Source organism: Primorskyibacter flagellatus, assembly GCF_900176485.1.
Classification (GTDB): Bacteria; Pseudomonadota; Alphaproteobacteria; order Rhodobacterales; family Rhodobacteraceae; genus Primorskyibacter; species Primorskyibacter flagellatus.
This window is the reverse complement of the sequence record NZ_FWYD01000035.1, coordinates 1-18002: the sequence shown is the minus strand read 5'-3', so window position 1 is coordinate 18002 and position 18002 is coordinate 1. Positions and strand designations below refer to the sequence as shown.

Below are 18002 nucleotides of genomic sequence, written 5' to 3'. Positions count from 1 at the left end.
TTGGGCCCTCATCATGGCGGCGTTGTGCGCCGCATTCATCCCGAAGGCCGTCAACTTCCTATCTCTTCGGCGGATCAGGTTGTTCAGCCTGAACTCGCTAACCCGCTGGCGTAAGCGGATTGGCGAGGAAGGGGCCGAGTGGCTGCTCACCAAGACGATCGAGGTTGGGCGCACATCCGGTGCCGTTGATGCCGGCAGTCTGTCGCGTGTCGCCGTCGACACCACGGTGATGGAGAAGAACATTGCGCATCCGACGGACTCCCGCCTGTACGACAAGGCCCGTCAGCAGCTTGTCGCGCTGGCGGATGAGGCAAACATCACGCTGCGACAGAACTACAACCGGCTGGCCCCGCGCCTGGCAATGCAAATCTGCCGTTACGCCCATGCCCGACAATTCAAGCGCATGCGCAAGGCCCTGAAAAAGCTCAAAGGTTAAACCGGGCGCGTGTTGCGCGACCTGCGTCGCCAACTGGACGCGATCCCCGAAGGCCCCTTTCGCGAGCGGGTTCTGGACAGTGTCGTGCTGGTCGGCCGCCTGCTGCACCAGGGCCTGAAAACCAAGGGCAAGATCTATGCCCTGCACGGACCCGAGGTCGATTGCATCTCGAAAGGAAAGGCGCGCAAGCGGTATGAGTTCGATACCAAAGTGAGCCTGGCAACCACCATCGACGAAGGCTTCGTCGTCGGCATGCGCGCTCTGCCGGGCAACCCTTACGACGGCCACACCCTGCCGGAGGCGCTGGAGCAGGTCGAAATCCTGACCGGCCGGACCTCGGAACTGGCCGTCGTGGACCGAGGACACCGCGGGCACGGCGTGTCAGCGACGCAGGTCCTGGTCAGTGGCATGCGCCGAGGCCTGACCCCGACGCTGAAACGGCTGCTGCGAAGGCGCCGCGCCCCTTTCATCGATTGCTTTGCAATCGACTGCCGGGCAACGATCGAGCCTGAAATCGGTCACATGAAAACCGACGGCCGCCTGTCACGTTGCCCGCTGAAGGGCACGTGCGGCGACGCGATCTTCGCCGTCCTTTGCGGCTGTGGCCACAACATCCGTAAGATCCTCGCCCACCTCAGGGCTTTGTTGACCCTCATCTTGGCCGCATTCCGCGCTGCCGGTATGTACGCGAACAGGCCAGCAAACTGCTATCTCGTCGACGGATCAGGTTGTTCAGCCTGAACTATAGAGGTTGCTTGACAAGCAAGGGCAGACTGGCTAGCGGTGTCTATATATATATCTGATTTTGTTGTGTATGGAGTTATTGTCGTGTTCCGCAAATTTCTTTTGCCATTGATATTTCTAGCCGTTCCGTGCACCGCGATAGCGTCAACCGTCAATATAAACCTTAATTCCGGTGGTGAGTACTACCAAAGCCTGTATGGGATCAGGGATGATACGGTAACGCGCGGCGGGGATTTGGCGGGGATGATTGTTACGGCCTCGTATGTTGATGGCACGACGGATACGGTCACATTTGGCGCCACATGGGGTGCTTGGGGGCAGGCAAACGGGTCCGGATTTGAAATATCGCTTGAGTGGAAGGCGTTCGAGCTATCTGTAACAAAGTCTCTTAAGTCCCTGTCCTTAGACACGCGCGCCGCTAGCGCTGTATTCGATGCGAGCACGTCAACACGACTCGGCGATGACACCTACGGCACGAAGGTAGGCTACGCCTTCTCCGTCTTCGGAGATTATGATCCGGAGGGGGTTATTGATGTGAACTATTCCCAAGCTTTCGTTCTCGCTGGCCATGAACGTGCACCAGATACGTATACGCGTCTGTCAATCGACTTTAGCGGTTTGGAGGGCGGCGGGTTATCCAGGAATTTGCAGTTTCGTTCGGACCTTGATAGCCTCGCAGTGTCGGGCGACCTATCGTCTGTTCCATTGCCTGCATCGCTGCTGTTGTTCGCGTCAGCATTCGGGATCATGAGAGCGAGCGTAGCTCGCAAACGAACGGCTCGCTGAAGGTTGTAATTTCTCAAAATGGAATGGGACATCAGAACGATTTGAGCATTGTAAGCTCTGGTCATTTTGTATGCTTGACTATGCGGTCTGTTTTTTATTCCGATAGGGGCGTTGAAAGGCCGTCTGGTTTTTGATTTTCCACCTATTGAAGATAAACTACCGGCTTCCAGTCGGTCCGCTTCAGTTCATCTGGGTCACGGAATACAGGCTCAAGGTGCTCTAGGGTCCGACGAGGAAACGGATCCGTGACATTATCTGGCAGACGACCTGCGAGGGAATGGGCGTGCTCGCGCGAGACCATGTCATATGTGCCTGTCGATCCCGCCGAAACTGTCACAGTCAGACGTCATGCAGCGCATCAAGGTTCGGTCGTCCTGACGCATCCAGATGGAGGTTCCCGAATTGCGCAAGTGCTACTGGGGTAGGGGGTTCTGAGCACGCGGCCATTTCTCGACAACATCAGGCCACGTGACCGACGATATCATCCTGAGATACTCCTTCATCTCGGCCCCATAATCTGTCCCAGAGGCGTTGACGTCCGACAAAACGGCTATTTGGTTCGACCTGAACAAGTCACAAGTCTCTGAATTTGCTCAGTGATCGTAATAAAACTGTAGTAGAAAATTGCAGGGTTTCGTATTCCGGGTTTCGAAACCTTGCAGTTTTCCGGAGCCCTCGATGAAGCCCCATCCCCGCCAGAAAGAGCAGGACGATCTCCTGCGTCCGCGTCTGACCGACATGATCGACATGCGTCACGAACTGGCGAAGCTGGCCGCTCTGACCGACTGGGATTTCTTCGAGCGGGAATGGGACGAGTTCTTTCCGTCTCACCGCGGGCGGCCTGCGACCTCGCCGCGGCTCGTGGCGGGGCTGCTGTATTTCCAACATGCCTACCGGTTGTCGGACGAAGCCATTGTCGCGCGCTGGGTCGAGAACCCGTACTACCAGCACTTCACCGGTGAGACGTTTTTTCAACACCGCCCGCCGATCGATCCGTCCTCACTGACCCGTTCGCGCAACCGGATCGGCGAGGAAACAGATCATCGCTGAACGCGGCATGCCGAAGACAATCGTGTCGGACAACGGCACTGAGTTCACCAGCATGGCGATCCTCAAATGGGTTCAGGAAACCGGCATCGATTGGCATTACATCGCGCCTAGAAAGCCCCAGCAGAACGGCTTCATTGAAAGCTTCAACGGCAAACTGCGAGACGAATGCCTCAACGAAACGCTATTTGGAACATTGCGCGATGCCCGCAACACACTTGAAGAATGGCAGGAGGATTACAACTGGCGCAGACCACACTCAGCATTGGGTAACCTGACACCCATGGAATTTCTACAGAGAAAGACAATGGACAAAATGGCGGCCTAACGCCAAAGATTTAACCCCAAGGTCTCCGCGCAAAGCTGGAGGGAACTTGGGGCTCAGGTCAATGGAACGAAACTTTGAAAAACGCAGCAGAATCTATCGTTGATAGTTTCCGCTGGATCACATCAGGTAGACTTCGACCTAGATCCCATCGGCGCAGATATTAGCTATACCGGCATGATGATTGTGTCCCATTCATTGGAGTTAAACGGAGATGACTAACATCAAATTCATGGGTTTCAAGGTGAGATCGTCCGACACAATCAACGGCGTCACGGTCGCGGCGTGGCAAGACATTGCCGACACTGGAAGGACGATCTGGGATCAGGACCCGTCCCCCGAGGTATCGGTAAGGATCAATACGCAGCGTAGTGATCACCGAGTCGCACCTGAAGCGATGTTCTGTGACCTGACGCTCAAAGGATTTGAGACGAACACTCTTCCAGAGGGGCGGTATGATCGAAGCTACCACGACAAATATGTCTGGTGGGATTACGGAGAAGGATACACTTTCAGTTCTCCAACAAATGTCCTTTCCCTCGACGCTGCAGATGGAGGTGCGCGGACAAACAGCCGATACAGCCGTGGTCCTCTCGGGAGCCACGTCTTCCGCACACCCGGAATGTACACAGTGCGTGTTGCCGTACTTGAGCCATCCTCTGGTAAATGGGGATATGCGTCAGTTACTCTCACCGTAGGCGATCCAGACACATTTCATGCTGGGACCGCAACTCTGTTTGTCGACACCACCGGAGTCTACGCGAACGCGCCAGCTGGGGCGCAGACATTCACCTCGATTACCTCAGCCTTCACAGCTTTGGATAAAGCCACCACTCCTCACAGGATCGTTCTGGAACGCGATCAAACGCATACCGTGACCTCATTGTTGTTGTTCCGCCCACCGTCCCACGCCAACGGCGTGAGTTTGCGTCTAGAAGCGCGACAGGGACTCGGACAGAAACCCATAGTTACACCTTCGGTAGGGTTCTCTTCGGAAATACTGATTTACGACAACTCCTTACGGGATGCCAAAGGCATAGACAGCGGTACGGTTTTTGCCGGGATTGAATTCCAAGGTCTCTGGGACGTCACCAACGAGACTGGAACACAGATCAATTGTCTGAACTTCCCGGAAGAGGGTGCAGCGAACGTCGTCATTGATGATTGTGAATTTTCCAACTGGGCGCTGACACTATATCTGAACGGCACGACTCCGAACCGGCTGATTGCCCTGAACGATCTGAGCATATCCGATTGGGGAGATTACGGGATGTTGGACAATTCGCGATCTTTACTAGCGATCATGGGCTGCGGAATTATCCAGAACCCCAACGCGCAGGCCGGTGGTCCGAAGGATGGTACGCATAACGCTCATGGTCCCTTGCGGATTGCAGAGCCGACAAAAACGAACATATGGGCCTGCGATCTGTTCAGCAGCACGGGATGGTCGAACTATAACTCTATCCGAGCAGTGCAGACGGCGTTACGCTGGAACACCTCTGCTCCCGTGACCGGTGCCAAGTTGAATCTGCAAGGCTGCGCACTGGAAAGCGCCTACATGACCTTGCTTGTGCAAGCACAGAATACTGGCAACCCGCGCGATCTCGTGAACGCACTGGTCGAAGGTAATATTCTTGTGGCTGGGTTTCAGGCGCGCTCCGTGATTGAAACGTGTTACGGTGGCACAACTGCACGCAACAACACTCTGATCTTTGCCAATACCGCTCGCGATAGCAGACCGATTGGGGGTCTTAACCTGCCGAAATATGGCTTTTTCTATTTTCATGGCGGGTCGAGTGGCAATATTGACAACGAGACAACACCGATCCGTCTTTATAATAATACTCTCGTCAACCTAACGGACGCCGTTGCTCCGGTATTTTCAGACGCAATCGGGTTTCGCTTGGTGGCGGAGGCCAACAATCTCGTGCACGAACCAAACATTGAAACACCGAACACACCTTATGCGCCACTGGTAGAGATCCCCGCCTTTTCTTGTCGGTACATCGGTTATCGGGACGAGAAGACGCCCTTTGACGCAACCTATGCCACACCTGTCGACAGCGCGGCACTTTGGGTTCCGCAGTTGGGTTCTTCGGCGCTTGGCGCTGCGCTTGTCCAACCGGATGCAAGTGTCGATTTCAGAGGTGCGCTGCGGCCTGAACCTCCCTCAATCGGTGCGCTTGAGGCGGATTGATAATCCTCACATATTTAACGGAGCGTGGCCCAATCAATGCACATCCCGCGAACCATTTCGCGCATCCGACCAGGCTTCAAAGCTTTCGGCGAATGACGTCCTGAAGCATTTCCCGATCAAGTGTCAGGCCCGCGACGATCTTCTTGAGCCGCCCGTTCTCGTCCTCCAGCGCCTTCAAGCGCCGCATCTCATCGGGCAGCAAGCCACCATATCGCTTCTTCCAGTTGAAGTAGGTTGCCTGGCCCCCTCTCGGGACCATGCTGCGCATGACCCTGCCGGGCAGTGGATCCCCGCCTTGCGACAGATCTCGGCGACCGGCGTTCCTGCCTCACCCTGCGTCAGGATGAACGCTTTCTGCGCCTCCGTAAACTTCGATGCCTTCATGCGTTTCCGCTCCTCTCCCAGCCAAGAAAGTTTAGCCGAAAACTCCAGTTTCAAACGATCCAATTTCCAGGGGGCAGAGCAACCGATACAGCGGCAGACATTGTGGTCTTTGACTTTAGAACGGGAGTAACAAGATGCGCCCGGTTGCCAGAAAAGGGATTACTTGTATTCTATGAGCCCGCGGGGGCGACCTGCGAGACGGCGCAGATGGTATTCTATCACGCCCATGGCTTCGGGAAATTTTCCGATGCTCAGCAACCAGGCACGCTCCCAGGCCGGGCGCGTCGCCCCTTCGAGCAGGGCAAAACGCAGGGCGCGCAGGGGATAGATTACAAAAATAGCCAGTGCCCAGGGACTTAGCGCGATCGCCAGTAAAATGATCACGCAGGGAACGACGGCGCCCCAGATCAAGGCGCGGCGCACCTGGTCCACGCAGTGGCGTTCGGGGGGGGCACCGTGCAGCACGGCACCTTCGGCCCAGGCATGGCCCGCCCGCCGCGCCCGCGACCAGAACTGTCCCAGCCGGGTCATGGCCGCGTCATGCAGGGTCATTTCCGCGTCGATGCGCCAGATCTTCCAGCCCGCTGCGCGGAGCCGCACGCACATCTCGGGTTCTTCTCCCGCGATAAGCGCGGGGTTGTAGCCGCCCGCCTCATCAAGCGCGTCCATCCGCATCAGAGCGTCGCCGCCGCAGGCACGCTGCTCGCCCAAGGGTACATCCCATTCCCAGTCGCACATCCGGTTGTAGATCGTTGCGTCGGGAAAGCGTTCCCGTCGGCGACCAAAAACGACGCCCAGCTCAGGACGGGCTGCGAGAAATGCCCGGGCCGACGGCAGCCAATCGGGCTGCAATTCGCAGTCACCGTCCATGAATTGCACCAGTTCTGGTCGCGTCCCGTGAAGGCGTAGCCGCTCCAGCCCCGCATTACGCGCGCGCGCCGCGGTAAAGGGTTGCGACATGTCGAGCGCGACAACCTCCGCACCCGCCTCTGATGCTGCTTGCTGGGACCCATCGGTGGAGCCGCTGTCGACGTAGACAACCCGGTCAGCCGCTGCCACGGAGGCCAACCCCCGGATCAGTCGCGCCCCTTCATTACGTCCGATGATAACGACAGCGAGAGTCATATGAGGGGGGGGGGTGTGCTGAGTATCCGGGCTGGAATACCACCCACGGTCGCGCCTGTGGGAACGTCGCGGATCACCACCGCATTGGCTCCTACCGTCGCTCCGCGCCCGACGATCACTGCCCCCACAATAACGGCACCCGCGCCAATACTGGCTCCATTTTCGATCACTGGCCGATCTTTGGTTCGATCTTCGCGAGCAACACCCAGCGTAGTGTTTTGGCGCAGCACCACATCATCTCCGATCCATTGTGCCACAAGAACCATGCCGCCAAAATGCTCAAGCCGGACCCGGCGCCCCACGCGCACGGTATAAGGCAGCATGATCCCATATCGATGCTGGCAGCGTTTCTCCATGATCTTGTAGAGTAACGAAAACGGCGCTCTCAGCAGCTTCGGTTTCAGGCCCATGCGCCAGTTGCCAAAGCGGTGCCAAAACAGGGTCCAAAACCCTTGGCTGCGCCAGTCCCGCCCATGGGTCCGAAAATCTTCGGCCACCAGCGCGACCAGCGACAAGTCGTCGGGGTTGCGGTCGCCAGATCCATCCCAAGATAAAAATCGTGGATCGGTCTGACTGCGACATTTGGAGGCGTGCATGTTCATTCAACCTGCTTTCTCACCGAAACCAAAGGTCGCAGGACAAAGCGGCCGAAATCACGGGAAAAATGGCGTGGCGTCCTAGGAATCTGCCGACGCAGCAGGCTAATGAAGTTGTTTATCGCGGCTCCGCTGATGCAAGCGCTCGCGGCCACCAAGGTGCCGACGCGTCCATGGGTTTTTAGATAATAGTGGCGCCAAGATTCGTACCAGTATCGTGGGCGAACCGTACGATGTGTGTCGCCCGAGCGCATTCGCGTTGCGGCGCCTTCGACATGGCTCACTCGCGCTTCGGGAACATACCATATGTCATGGCCGACCTGATGGATGCGGTGCATCAACTCTACCTCTTCATAATAAAGAAAAAAGTCTTCGTCGAAGCCATTCATCTCTGCCAGCACGTCATAGCGGAACATGACTGCCGCTCCCGCCACCCAATCGACGGGTCCCCGTGGCAGATCAGGTGGCAGGGGGATACGCCAGTGCTTCAGCGCCCTGTCAATGATCCCGACGTTTGCTGCACGCGCGAATTCACCCATGGCAGAGGGAAAACGGAATGCTGCCGTGACCGGGGCGCCGCCCGGCAGGCAGATTCCCGCTCCTGCAGCCGCTGCCCCCGGGTGGGAGTCGAGAAATCCGGCTAGGATGGTGATGGCGTCATTTTCTAGCCGGGCATCTGGATTTAGCAGAAAGACATATTCAGGCGTCCGTTCCCCCTCAGCCAGCGCCCGCAGTACGATGTTGTTGCCGCGCCCGAAGCCGTGGTTCTCGGTTTCGGTATAGAGCGTGACGCGACCGGCATAGTCCGATCCACCAAAGGTTGCCCTCAACCGCGCTGCATCGTCTCCGGGGGAAGCGTTGTCGAGTACATGCACATCTACGTTCCTTCCGTCATGTTTCTGCGCCAAAACGCTGTTTATTGACTCAATGGCTAGCATGTCAGTGCCGTAATTGACGATGATGACGGATACCTCTACCAAGCCTGCTGCGGTTTTGGCACTCTCGCTATGTGTCATCTGTCTTGTTTCCTTGTCCGTGCTTGGGATGGCGGAGTGTCGATCCGCCGTATCTGCCGTGTGTAGCGATTGGACGGTGCGGCGGAGGCAGAGGTGGTGACCGATGGGGTCTCTGTGTCCAAGCTAGGCGCGGGTCCTCGGCGCCTGTATTGGAAACGGACAGGTGGAGGGTCGGGCACTTCCTCGTTGGCTGACTCCGTGATGCGCCCCATTTCCAGCCGCCCCCAGAGCGATCCGGCCAGCAGCCACTTGTCTGGCGTGAGGCCCGAATTAGGGATCAAGTCGACCGCAGCAGCAGTAAGCGCGGCTGCGATCACTGCACTTTCCATCCCGATCCCGTCACGTCGCCATCGCCACAGAAGTATGACGACGGGAAAGAACATGAGGCCGAACCGTCCGATAAACCCCGTCCATCCATTCTGGCCCAGAATGATGATCCATGCGCCATCGGGCACAGCGACCTCACTACCCAAATATAGATTGCGCCCCCAGCCGCCCCAGCCGAAGAAAGGGCGCTCCTGCGCGCGTTCTAGCAACTGCCCCTCGAAATAAAACCGATAGGATAGCGAATGTGCTCGCTCTTCACTGATGCTGTTAGCGAAATTAACAAGGCCATCAAGAGGAATGATGGCCGTTCCCCGCAGCACTGGATAGAGCAATGCAACACTCACGATTCCCGCCATTGCGAAAAACAGTAAACGGCGCGGCATAAAAAGCATGATGGGACACAAAACTAGCGCAATCATTAGCGCGCCGAGGGATTTACTCAGCACCAGTGCGAGAAAAAGAAACGTCGACACCGCCATAAAACCAATCCGCGGCTTTCCGACGTAAAGTCGCGCCAAGCCAACCGTTGTGATCAGCGCCGCTGCCAGAAAGATGCTGACACGTAGTCCATGACTCAGAAACACCAAAGGACGATACCCGTCCCCGCGGACGTGCTGCAACCAAAGACTTGAGGAGACTCCGTAGGTCCAGTTGCTGAGTTGGGGCGACATGCGTACTTCGAATAACGCCAGCAGACCGTAAATGGTCCCTGCGATACAGAAGCCGTGAAGTACAAGTCGTTGACCCTCGGGGTGTGCGAGAAACTTTCGACCCAGAAGCAAAGGGATGATAGTAACGAAAGCGACCAAGATGCTGGAGCCGGCATCATAGAGCCGCAGGCCAGGTAGGACTTCATCCACCCCGATGATCGTATCCCGGTTCGTTACCACCGTCATCACCGCCCCGACAACGAGCATCATCAGAAGCGCCCGGGGCAACGTGGCCTGCGGAAACCATCCGGCACGCCATGCGTTGGCGCCCATCTGTGCTTGGTGGATCGCGCCCGGTTGGCCGGTGCCTGACACGGCAAACACGCAAAGAATCAACGCCGTATATGCGGGTATGGAAATTTTGTTGAGTTCATAGAGCGCCGGCAGGTCAATGCTGCTCTGTTCGGGCAGGAACAAGTATCCCCCAAGGATGGAGAAGGTAATCGCGGCCGCAACCGTCCGCGTCCGCGAAAACACATAAACGATGGCGGGCCAGCTCAGCAGTGCGGCGATAGGAGGGATCACGGAATACGTCTTTCCAAAAACATCAGGATGCGGAAACCTCGGTGTGTAGGCGCGAGATGCCGCCGGTCCTTTTTACGCTCTATGATACAAAAATTAGAGACTTAAAACCGTCGGGAGTCCGCTTCAATATCCGATTCGTGTTCCCGTATGTTTACTGGTTCTCAGGGTCTGGCGCCGCCTCTTGCAGTTTCGCCAAGGCATCTCGCGCGCGGGCGATCTGGGGGCGGGCATCGTCTGACCCGGCCACTTCCAGCGTATATTGATATGCCGTGATCGCGTCCTGCGACTGGCCAAGCGCAGCATAGGCCTCGGCCAGATGATACTGCACGATCGGATCGTCTGGCAGGCCGGTTGCGGCGCTCTCCAGATAGGGCAGGGCGGTCTCAGTATCGCCGCGCCGGAATGCCAGCCAGCCATAGGTGTCCTGGAAGGCAGGTACATCGGTGTCGCGCAGCCGCCGGGCGATTTCCCAGGCACGGTCAAGGCTGTCGGTGTCATCCTTGTAGGTGACCAGAAGGCTGGCGAGGTTGTTGGCGAAGATCACCGACCCGGTATCGCGGGCATAAAGCGTGTCGTAGATCGCAATGGCCGCATCAATGTCACCGGCCACTTCGTGTTCCGCGGCCTTGGCCCAAAGCAGGGCCGGGGCGTCCGGCACCGCGGTCAGCGCTTCGTCCAGCAGGGCGTCGGCAGCCTCTGCATCGCCCTGGACCTGGGCGATGCGGATAAGCTGTTGCCAGACGCTGACACGCGAGGGGTCTTCGTCCAGAAGCGCGCGCATCTCCGCGCGGGCGGTTTCCAGATCGCCCGTGGCCGCCCGGGTGGTTGCCAGCAGGAAGCGCAGTTCCGAGCTTTCGGGGGATTCGGCGACCAGTTCCTCGGCCATGCTCAGGGCTTCATCGCGCTGCCCCGAAGACAGGCGCGCGCGCAGCAGGTTAATCTTTTCCTCAAGCCCGGCCTCGGCGCCCTGGGCCATCTCTTCGAGGTAGGTCAACGCCTCATCCGTGCCTTCCTGCCGCGCCAGCAGCTGGACCTGAAGACGGTTGGCCGTCGCCTCGCTGGTTCGCGAGCCGACTTTGCGCAGTTCGGTCACTGCCATCTCTGCCCGGCCGAAATCCTCTGTTGTCAGGTAGATATCGCCCAGAAGGGTCAGGATATTCTCGTCCGTGGGGGTGCGTCGCAGGGCCGACAGCAGCACTTCCTCGGCGGAATCGTAGCTTTCAGAGGCCAATAACATCTGCGCATAGCGCAACGAGGGCTCTGGCGCATTGCCCGACACATCCGCCGCCTGTGCGAGGAAATCGCGGGCCAGATCGGAACTGCCCGCGCGGGTATAGGCATTGGCCATCAGGGAAAGCGCCTGCACGTCGTCGGCGCGGGTATTGAGCACGCGGCGCAGATTGGCGATGGCCCCATCCGTGTCGTCGGCCGCGATCAGGCGTGCGGCGCTCATCTTCAACGCCGACACATTGCCGCTGTCGGCCTCCAGCACCTCGTCCACCAGCCGTTGGGCCCCCACGTCATTGCCCGTGGAGACCAGCATGCGCGCCAGTGCGACCCGGATCTCGTTGTTCACATCCGACGGTTCGGCCGCGTCTTCGACAGTGTCGAGGATCGCTTGCAAATCGGCGATGGCCTTGTCCTGTTTTCCATCCTCGAAATCCAGCGCAGCGCGGAGTATCCGCAGCCGGTTCGGTTCTGGATTGACGTCGATTGCGGCGTCAAGCTCTGCCTGGGCTGCCTCAATGCCGCGCTGATCCTTGAGAAACTGAACAAGGCTGATGAAGAAGACCGGATCGGCATCGACGGGATTGCTGATATCGCGCAGGAACGCCTCGGCGCCCTCGTCATCACCGGTTGCCATCAGGTATTGCACCAGCGTGCCCTTGGCATCGTCATCTTCAGGGAATCGTTCGATGACGTTGCGCAGATGCGCCTCCATCTCTGCCCGGTCGCCGGTTTGGCGCAAAAGCAGCAGCCGCTGGTTGTAGTAGCGGCGCGTACCGGGTTTGCGGGCGATCATCGCATCCAGCTGGGCAAGCGCCTTTTCGGTGTCGGCGGCGCGCAGGTAGCTGTCGAACAGGATCTGTTCCAGCAGGCCGTTCTCGGGCATTTGTGTCGCCAGTTCCTCGGTGCGGGTGAACAGGGCCTCGGCGGCGGGGCCGTCCTCTTCCAGAACCGCGGCGCGGTATTGCAGCGCCAGTTCAATCGCCTTGCTGCGCGGCGCGTCGGGGGCCAGTTCGACGGCGCGCGTGCCGTGACGGGTGAATTCTTCCCAATTGCGGGCCTCAAAAGCGAGTTCCGCCATCACCGTGCGCCCCTCGACATCATCGGGTATTTGTTCGACCAGACGCAGATACTGGTTATAGGCACCCGGGATATTACCGGTGTCCACCATCAGCTGGGCCATGGCGCGCCGGGCCTCTTCATGATTGGGGGCCAGTTCGAAGACATTGCGCAATGCGACAATCGCCCTGTCGGGATCATTGGCGGCAATCAGTTCCTGCGCCGTTTCAAAATGGGCCTGGGCCTTTTCTTCCGCGGATTTGCAGGCAGTGAGCGCCAGACAGACGCCACAGATCAACAAGGCTTTGCGAAGAGGTCGGATATACATGGCAGGGCCTCCAGAAATACCTTGCTAATTGATTACACCCCCTGAGGGCACGCGCTCAGGATGAATGGTGCTTCATATACATGCTGGTGTTCAAGAAAAACAACCCGATCCGCAAACGTCATGAACGTTCAGGACCGGGTTTTGAGATGATATAGGCAGCCGTGTCTGAAAGCTGCGGCTGGTTCAGTGTCCGTTCGCGCGCAGTACGACGCCAACGGTCTGACGCAGCACCCGCAGATCGGTGCCGAAAGACACGCTGCGCGAGTAGCGGTCGTCGAACACCGCACGCCCGGCAAAGGTACTGTCATTGCGGTCGGAGACCTGCCACAAACCGGTAATGCCCGGGCGCAGCGCATAATAGGCGCGACCGGGATAGAGGTCCTGCTGACAGACCATCATCGGACGTGGTCCGACCAAAGACATGGTGCCATTCAGCACGTTCCACAATTGCGGCAGCTCATCCAGAGAGGTCTTGCGCAGCACGCGCCCGATAAGGGTGATCCGAGGATCGTTGCGCAGCTTCTGGGTGGCGTTCCACTCTGCCTGGGCTTTGGGATTGGAGTCCAGATACGTCTGAAGAGCGGCACTTGCGCCGGGCACCATGGAGCGCATCTTCCACATGCGAAATACCCGTCCGCCGCGTCCGATACGCTGTTGCGAATAGAATGGATTGTGCCCGTCGAGCATGACGAACAGGCACATCAGTGCAATCAGGGGGGCCACGACAGGCAGGGTCAGCAACACAAGAACGAAGTCGATCCAGCGTTTCGTGTTTTGATGGTAGAAGCTAGCAGCGCGATCCGACTGGCCTATCCCAAATTGGACAGCCTCCGCATCCGCGGAAACATACGGATAATACATCGTCATTATATCTTAACTCCTGAAAACGCTCGGCAATAAAAAAATCCGTCACAGTAAACGGCACAACACAATCAAAATGATGTCTGGAATTTAACGAGATGTTTAGAAAATTGCAAATGAAACATGACTCAGAATCCCCTTGAAGGCACCCCGCTGCGGCATGTTCGTGCAAAGCGCCATCTCTTCGTCGCGGCGCAATTTTTGCTTGGTAGCGGAAACAGACCGGGTTGCTGACAGGCAGGTCTGAAACAGGCCAAACTGTTGCGTTTCGGGCAGTTAACCTTTTTGGGCGTGACAATGGACATCCGGAAGGCCGCGCGCACCTGAGGACGGTGGGGGCCGCCTTGGCTGCTGGTGCTACAGAACGTCCTGTTCGCATCTGTCTCGGCAATCCGACACAGAGTTCCGTTACGTCACGGTGCAGGCCGAATGATGCAGAAACGCCCCGGTATCCAGATCAGGCGAAGGGATCCTTGTAACGGCCCAGCTTCTGCTTGAGCACGGCCCAGAGAAAGGGCGGTTCGTGAACCACATAACGGTGGAATCGCGCGCGGGGTTCCTTGATCAGCCGATAGAGCCATTCGAACCCCCATTCGGTGATCCAGACCGGTGGACGATCAAAAGTCCCGCTTTCGTAGTCGATGGTGCCCCCCAAAGGCAGCCAAAGCTTCACGCCCGGCATCCGGTCGCGGTATTTCATGATGAATTTTTCCTGCCGCCCGCCGGCGAGCCCCACAAGGCAGACTGTCGCGCCGCTGTCGTTGATCGCGGCGATCATGCGTTCGATCTCGGCCGGGTCACTATCGAAATGGAAGGACGGGCTGTCAGTGCCTATGACCATCTCGCGGCCGACTTTCTCGTTGATATTCTTGGCGGCCAAGTCTGCCACGCCCGGTTTACCACCGCACAGGAAGACCGTCATGGACGGGTCATTCGCATAGCGCATGTAGAATTTCGGGAAATAGTCGCTGCCAGAAACCCGCTCCTGTACCGGCGTGCCCAGCCATTTGGTGGCAAAATACATGATCTGGCTGTCGCAGGTGATCACGTCGAACTGCTCCAGCAGGTCGTAGAACTCCCGGTCCTTCTGCAGCTTCATGATCATGTCCACATGCAGCGTCAGCATCACGCCCTCGCGGAAATGTTCCACGATATCGTCCATGGAGACGTCATGAACGTAAGCGTTCAGCATCTGCACGCGCTTCATCTCGCCCAGTCCCACGGCCGCCTCCGTATTGCTTGCATCCGCCATTACGCAGGTTGCCCCATATATTTGTCCACCAGAGCCTTCGTTCCGTGGATATTGCCAGCCGAGGATGCCCCGAAGACGATGCTTTCCACGCCGGGCAGTTCCGAAATCCAGTGAATGGCTTCATCCGCCGGGATCGCGCCGGAGGCATAGACCGACATTGCCACCGCCCGCACGCGGCCTGACTTCAGCGCGTCGAGATAGGCATCGAACCCGCCCGACATGCGGAACCCGATCTTGTTGATGTTGGAACAGATGATCGGGCGTTCGATCCCTTCCTTTTCCAGCGCATCAAGCAGCATCGGCATGTTCATGGTGATATAGGCAGGCTCTGCGCCCCATTTCTCGCGGATGTGGTCGTCAAAGATCCGCAGCGCGCGGGTGAACCCCATCCCCAGAAGCAGGTCGGTAAAGACGTTCTGGATGAAGACGACCGGCGCCTTCGTTCCTTCGAACATCTTCATTTCCATGTCGATCAGCACCTTGGCGATGCCGTCGACCTCTTTCGTCGCCAGCGCCTTGGTGCCTGTCAGCGCGGTTGCCAGCAGCCCGTCCTTGGGCATGAAGTCGCGCAGCGCGCCCACCATGCCATGTTCCGTCACCGCGTTGGCGTATTTATGAGCATAGGGCATGCAGGGGTAGAACTGGAAATCGACGTAGCGCACCGGGTCCGCCTTTACTCGTTTCGCGATCTCGGCAATCCGGTCATGGGTGGTGCACATGAAGGTGTTGATGCCCGCGTCATAGGCCACGTCGAGCACATCCATGATGGCTTGGGTTTTCTGGAACCGCATGGCTTGGGCGCGGGCCTTTTCCTCGGACATGTGGTTGATGCCGAAGAACTGATTGTCGCCGAACAGAAGCTTGTCCATCTCTTTTCCCTTCTCAGCGACCGAACCAGCCGCGCTTTTTCGCGGGCTGGGGGGCGCCGGTGCGGGCCTCGCCCACAGCGGTGCCGGTTTCGGCGTTTTCGATGATCATCGCCATGGTTTGGTCGGTCTCGGTGGCCGAGGCAAAGCCGTTTTCCAACGCCTGTGCCTTGCCGTCCCGCGCCGCGCAGATGAAATCATCGAGCTGGCCGGAATATTCTTCGCCGCGCAGGTAGAACCAGCGATCCTCGGTCAGTTCGGTGGTGTATTTCACCGTCCAGCCTTCATCGTAGCCCTCCAGCCCGTCGACGGGCTTGCGCAGATAGGCTTGGCATTCCTGCCGGTCGGCATACAGCCGTCCGTTGGTGCCAATGATGTTGATCTTGGTGGACATCTTGCGGTGGCTCTCGTCCGACCAGTTCACCGAAAGCTGCGCGGTGGGGCCTTCGTTCCAGCGCAAGGTCGAGAACACCTCGTCATCGGTGCCTTCGGAAAAGACCTGTCCCAGATGGGAGCCCATCACCCGGTCAGGGGCGCCGAAGAACCAGTTCAGCAGGTTCAGCGGGTGGGCTGCATAATCATAAAGGCACCCGCCACCCTCGGCCTTGTCGGTGCGCCAGGTTGTGCGCTTGGGGCGCAGCACGACCGGACCGTAGGCCTCGGCCAGAACATGGGTGATACGCCCGATGGCGCCGGCATCAATCAGCCGTTTCATTTCACGGAAGGCGCCGACATAGCGGTAGTGATAGCCCACCTGCGCCACCAGGTTTTTCTGGGTCGCCGCATCGGTCAGACGCTGGCTGTCGGCCCAGTCAAGGCAGAAGGGTTTTTCACAAAAGACATGCAGCCCCTTGTCGAGCGCCGCCGTCACCATCGGCGCATGCAGCCGCGAGGGCGTGGCAATCACCACCGCGTCGAGCGGTTCCTTCGCCAGCATCTCGTCATAATCACGGTAGATGGGCGTATCTATGTTCTTGCTGAGTACATCGACCATGAACCCCGCACCGTCACAGGCAATGGTCTTCACATCCGGATGCGCATTGACCATGGCGAAGTGGCTGAGGCCCATCTTTCCGAGCCCCACAACGCCGACTTTCAGTTTTTCCACGATCCTACCCTCAACCTCTTGTAAAAATGTCAGCCGGTGACAGAGACCGGACCTTGATGAAATCGCCCGGTGTATCGGGCATTCTTCTTCGCCACGCAAGGTGCAAGTCCGATAGCGCATAAATCGGGCAAAGCAGCGGGATTTGTGCCGTGTTTAGTATCCACTCACTGGCGTAAACCCTCCGACTTCCAGTCGGACCCGCTTCAGCGCGAAGAATCGTGTTATGATACTGGCAAGCACTGCGTGTTTTATCACCGCTATCACATCGTCTGGTCGACCAAGTACCGCTACAAAGTGCTGACCGGGGCGCTGCGTCTGCGGGTGCGGGACATCTGCCGCCAGGTCTGCCGCGAGAACGAGGTCGACATCTTGCGAGGGGTGCTGTCGTGTGACCATGTCCACATGTTCGTATCGGTGCCACCGAAGATGGCCATCTCGGACTTGGTGCGCAAGATGAAGGGCCGTTCGTCCCACAAGGTGCAACGGGAGTTTCCCGCCATCCGAAAGCGCTACTGGGGCTGCCGGTTTTGGGGCCGGGGGTATTTTTCAACCACCAACGGCGCCATCACCGAAGACATCGTACTTCAGTATTTGGAAAATCACATCGCTGATCCTACCGGCGCCAGATGGAGTGGTTGCCGCCCTCCCATGACGGCATCAATTTGTGCCAAGGTTGTGGTGTTAAAAGCCACACAACGAGGAGGACGGCGGGATGAAGGATATGATGATTGGAGTGGATCTGGCAAAGAATGTTTTTCAGGTCCACGGTGCCCTGCGGACAGGAGAGGTACAGTTTCGCAAAAAGCTCACGCGAAAGCAGTTTTCCGCATTCATGGCCCGGCAGTGCCCCTGCCTGATCATCTTTGAAGCCTGCGGTGGCGCGCACTATTGGGCGCGTGAGATGGAAGCGCTTGGCCACGAGGTGAAGCTGATCGCACCGCAATACGTGCGCCCGTTCGTGAAATAATGGAGAGGTGGTCATTATTTCACTTATCATCAGGTGGCCATAATGCGGAGGTGCGTGGGACAGTCGCTTGATAGCCACTCATTTTTGCCGTTATGCGACGGCTTTGCTCCGCATTA

11 protein-coding genes and 7 pseudogenes are annotated in these 18002 nt (G+C 58.1%); 8 read left to right on the top strand and 10 right to left on the bottom strand.

Annotated elements, in window-relative coordinates:
- Window positions 1–94 precede the first annotated feature (94 nt).
- The 6 genes and pseudogenes from B8991_RS20145 to B8991_RS21290 all read left to right on the top strand — a co-directional run.
- Window positions 95–1177: pseudogene (locus tag B8991_RS20145) on the top strand (IS5 family transposase); the annotation flags it as partial.
- Between the two features lie 87 nt (window positions 1178–1264).
- Complete coding sequence (locus B8991_RS20140; protein ID WP_143514688.1) at window positions 1265–1966, top strand: hypothetical protein; 702 nt, start codon at window positions 1265–1267, stop codon at window positions 1964–1966.
- Window positions 1967–2111: 145 nt separating this feature from the next.
- Window positions 2112–2482 (top strand): annotated as a pseudogene (gene tnpA, locus B8991_RS22430) (IS200/IS605 family transposase).
- Between the two features lie 162 nt (window positions 2483–2644).
- Window positions 2645–3001: pseudogene (locus tag B8991_RS20135) on the top strand (transposase); the annotation flags it as partial.
- Window positions 3002–3005: 4 nt separating this feature from the next.
- Window positions 3006–3341, top strand: a pseudogene (locus tag B8991_RS20130) (integrase core domain-containing protein); the annotation flags it as partial.
- Window positions 3342–3552: 211 nt separating this feature from the next.
- Window positions 3553–5535, top strand: coding sequence for a hypothetical protein (locus B8991_RS21290; RefSeq protein ID WP_143514687.1), 1983 nt, complete (start codon window positions 3553–3555; stop codon window positions 5533–5535).
- Between the two features lie 26 nt (window positions 5536–5561).
- Here the strand turns inward: B8991_RS21290 and B8991_RS20120 are convergent.
- The 10 genes and pseudogenes from B8991_RS20120 to B8991_RS20075 form a co-directional block, all read right to left on the bottom strand.
- Window positions 5562–5919 (bottom strand): annotated as a pseudogene (locus tag B8991_RS20120) (transposase); the annotation flags it as partial.
- 159 nt (window positions 5920–6078) lie between these two features.
- Window positions 6079–7044, bottom strand: coding sequence for a glycosyltransferase family 2 protein (locus tag B8991_RS20115; protein ID WP_084355075.1), 966 nt, complete (start codon window positions 7042–7044; stop codon window positions 6079–6081).
- Window positions 7041–7646, bottom strand: a complete 606-nt coding sequence (locus tag B8991_RS20110) for a serine O-acetyltransferase (protein ID WP_218673276.1) — start codon at window positions 7644–7646, stop codon at window positions 7041–7043. Before B8991_RS20110 ends, B8991_RS20115 begins: the two co-directional genes overlap by 4 nt.
- Window positions 7643–8656 (bottom strand): glycosyltransferase, encoded by a 1014-nt coding sequence (locus B8991_RS20105; protein WP_084355074.1) that lies wholly within the window; start codon window positions 8654–8656, stop codon window positions 7643–7645. Before B8991_RS20105 ends, B8991_RS20110 begins: the two co-directional genes overlap by 4 nt.
- On the bottom strand, window positions 8653–10218 hold the full coding sequence (locus B8991_RS20100; RefSeq protein WP_084355073.1) for an O-antigen ligase family protein: 1566 nt from the start codon (window positions 10216–10218) through the stop codon (window positions 8653–8655). Before B8991_RS20100 ends, B8991_RS20105 begins: the two co-directional genes overlap by 4 nt.
- Window positions 10219–10369: 151 nt before the next feature.
- Window positions 10370–12832, bottom strand: coding sequence for a tetratricopeptide repeat protein (locus B8991_RS20095; RefSeq protein WP_084355072.1), 2463 nt, complete (start codon window positions 12830–12832; stop codon window positions 10370–10372).
- Window positions 12833–13015: 183 nt separating this feature from the next.
- Window positions 13016–13699 (bottom strand): sugar transferase, encoded by a 684-nt coding sequence (locus tag B8991_RS20090; RefSeq protein WP_084355071.1) that lies wholly within the window; start codon window positions 13697–13699, stop codon window positions 13016–13018.
- 451 nt (window positions 13700–14150) lie between these two features.
- A complete protein-coding gene (locus B8991_RS20085; protein WP_084355070.1) occupies window positions 14151–14945 on the bottom strand; it encodes a WecB/TagA/CpsF family glycosyltransferase in 795 nt (264 codons plus the stop codon).
- Window positions 14945–15814 (bottom strand): hypothetical protein, encoded by an 870-nt coding sequence (locus B8991_RS20080; protein WP_084355069.1) that lies wholly within the window; start codon window positions 15812–15814, stop codon window positions 14945–14947. The genes B8991_RS20085 and B8991_RS20080 overlap by 1 nt, the downstream gene beginning before the upstream one ends.
- A gap of 13 nt (window positions 15815–15827) precedes the next feature.
- Complete coding sequence (locus B8991_RS20075) at window positions 15828–16919, bottom strand: Gfo/Idh/MocA family protein (protein ID WP_218673275.1); 1092 nt, start codon at window positions 16917–16919, stop codon at window positions 15828–15830.
- A gap of 222 nt (window positions 16920–17141) precedes the next feature.
- Here B8991_RS20075 and tnpA (B8991_RS20070) point away from each other — a divergent pair.
- Window positions 17142–17522 (top strand): annotated as a pseudogene (gene tnpA / locus B8991_RS20070) (IS200/IS605 family transposase); the annotation flags it as partial.
- A gap of 109 nt (window positions 17523–17631) precedes the next feature.
- A pseudogene (locus B8991_RS22370) lies at window positions 17632–17883 on the top strand (IS110 family transposase); the annotation flags it as partial.
- Between the last annotated feature and the right edge of the window lie 119 nt (window positions 17884–18002).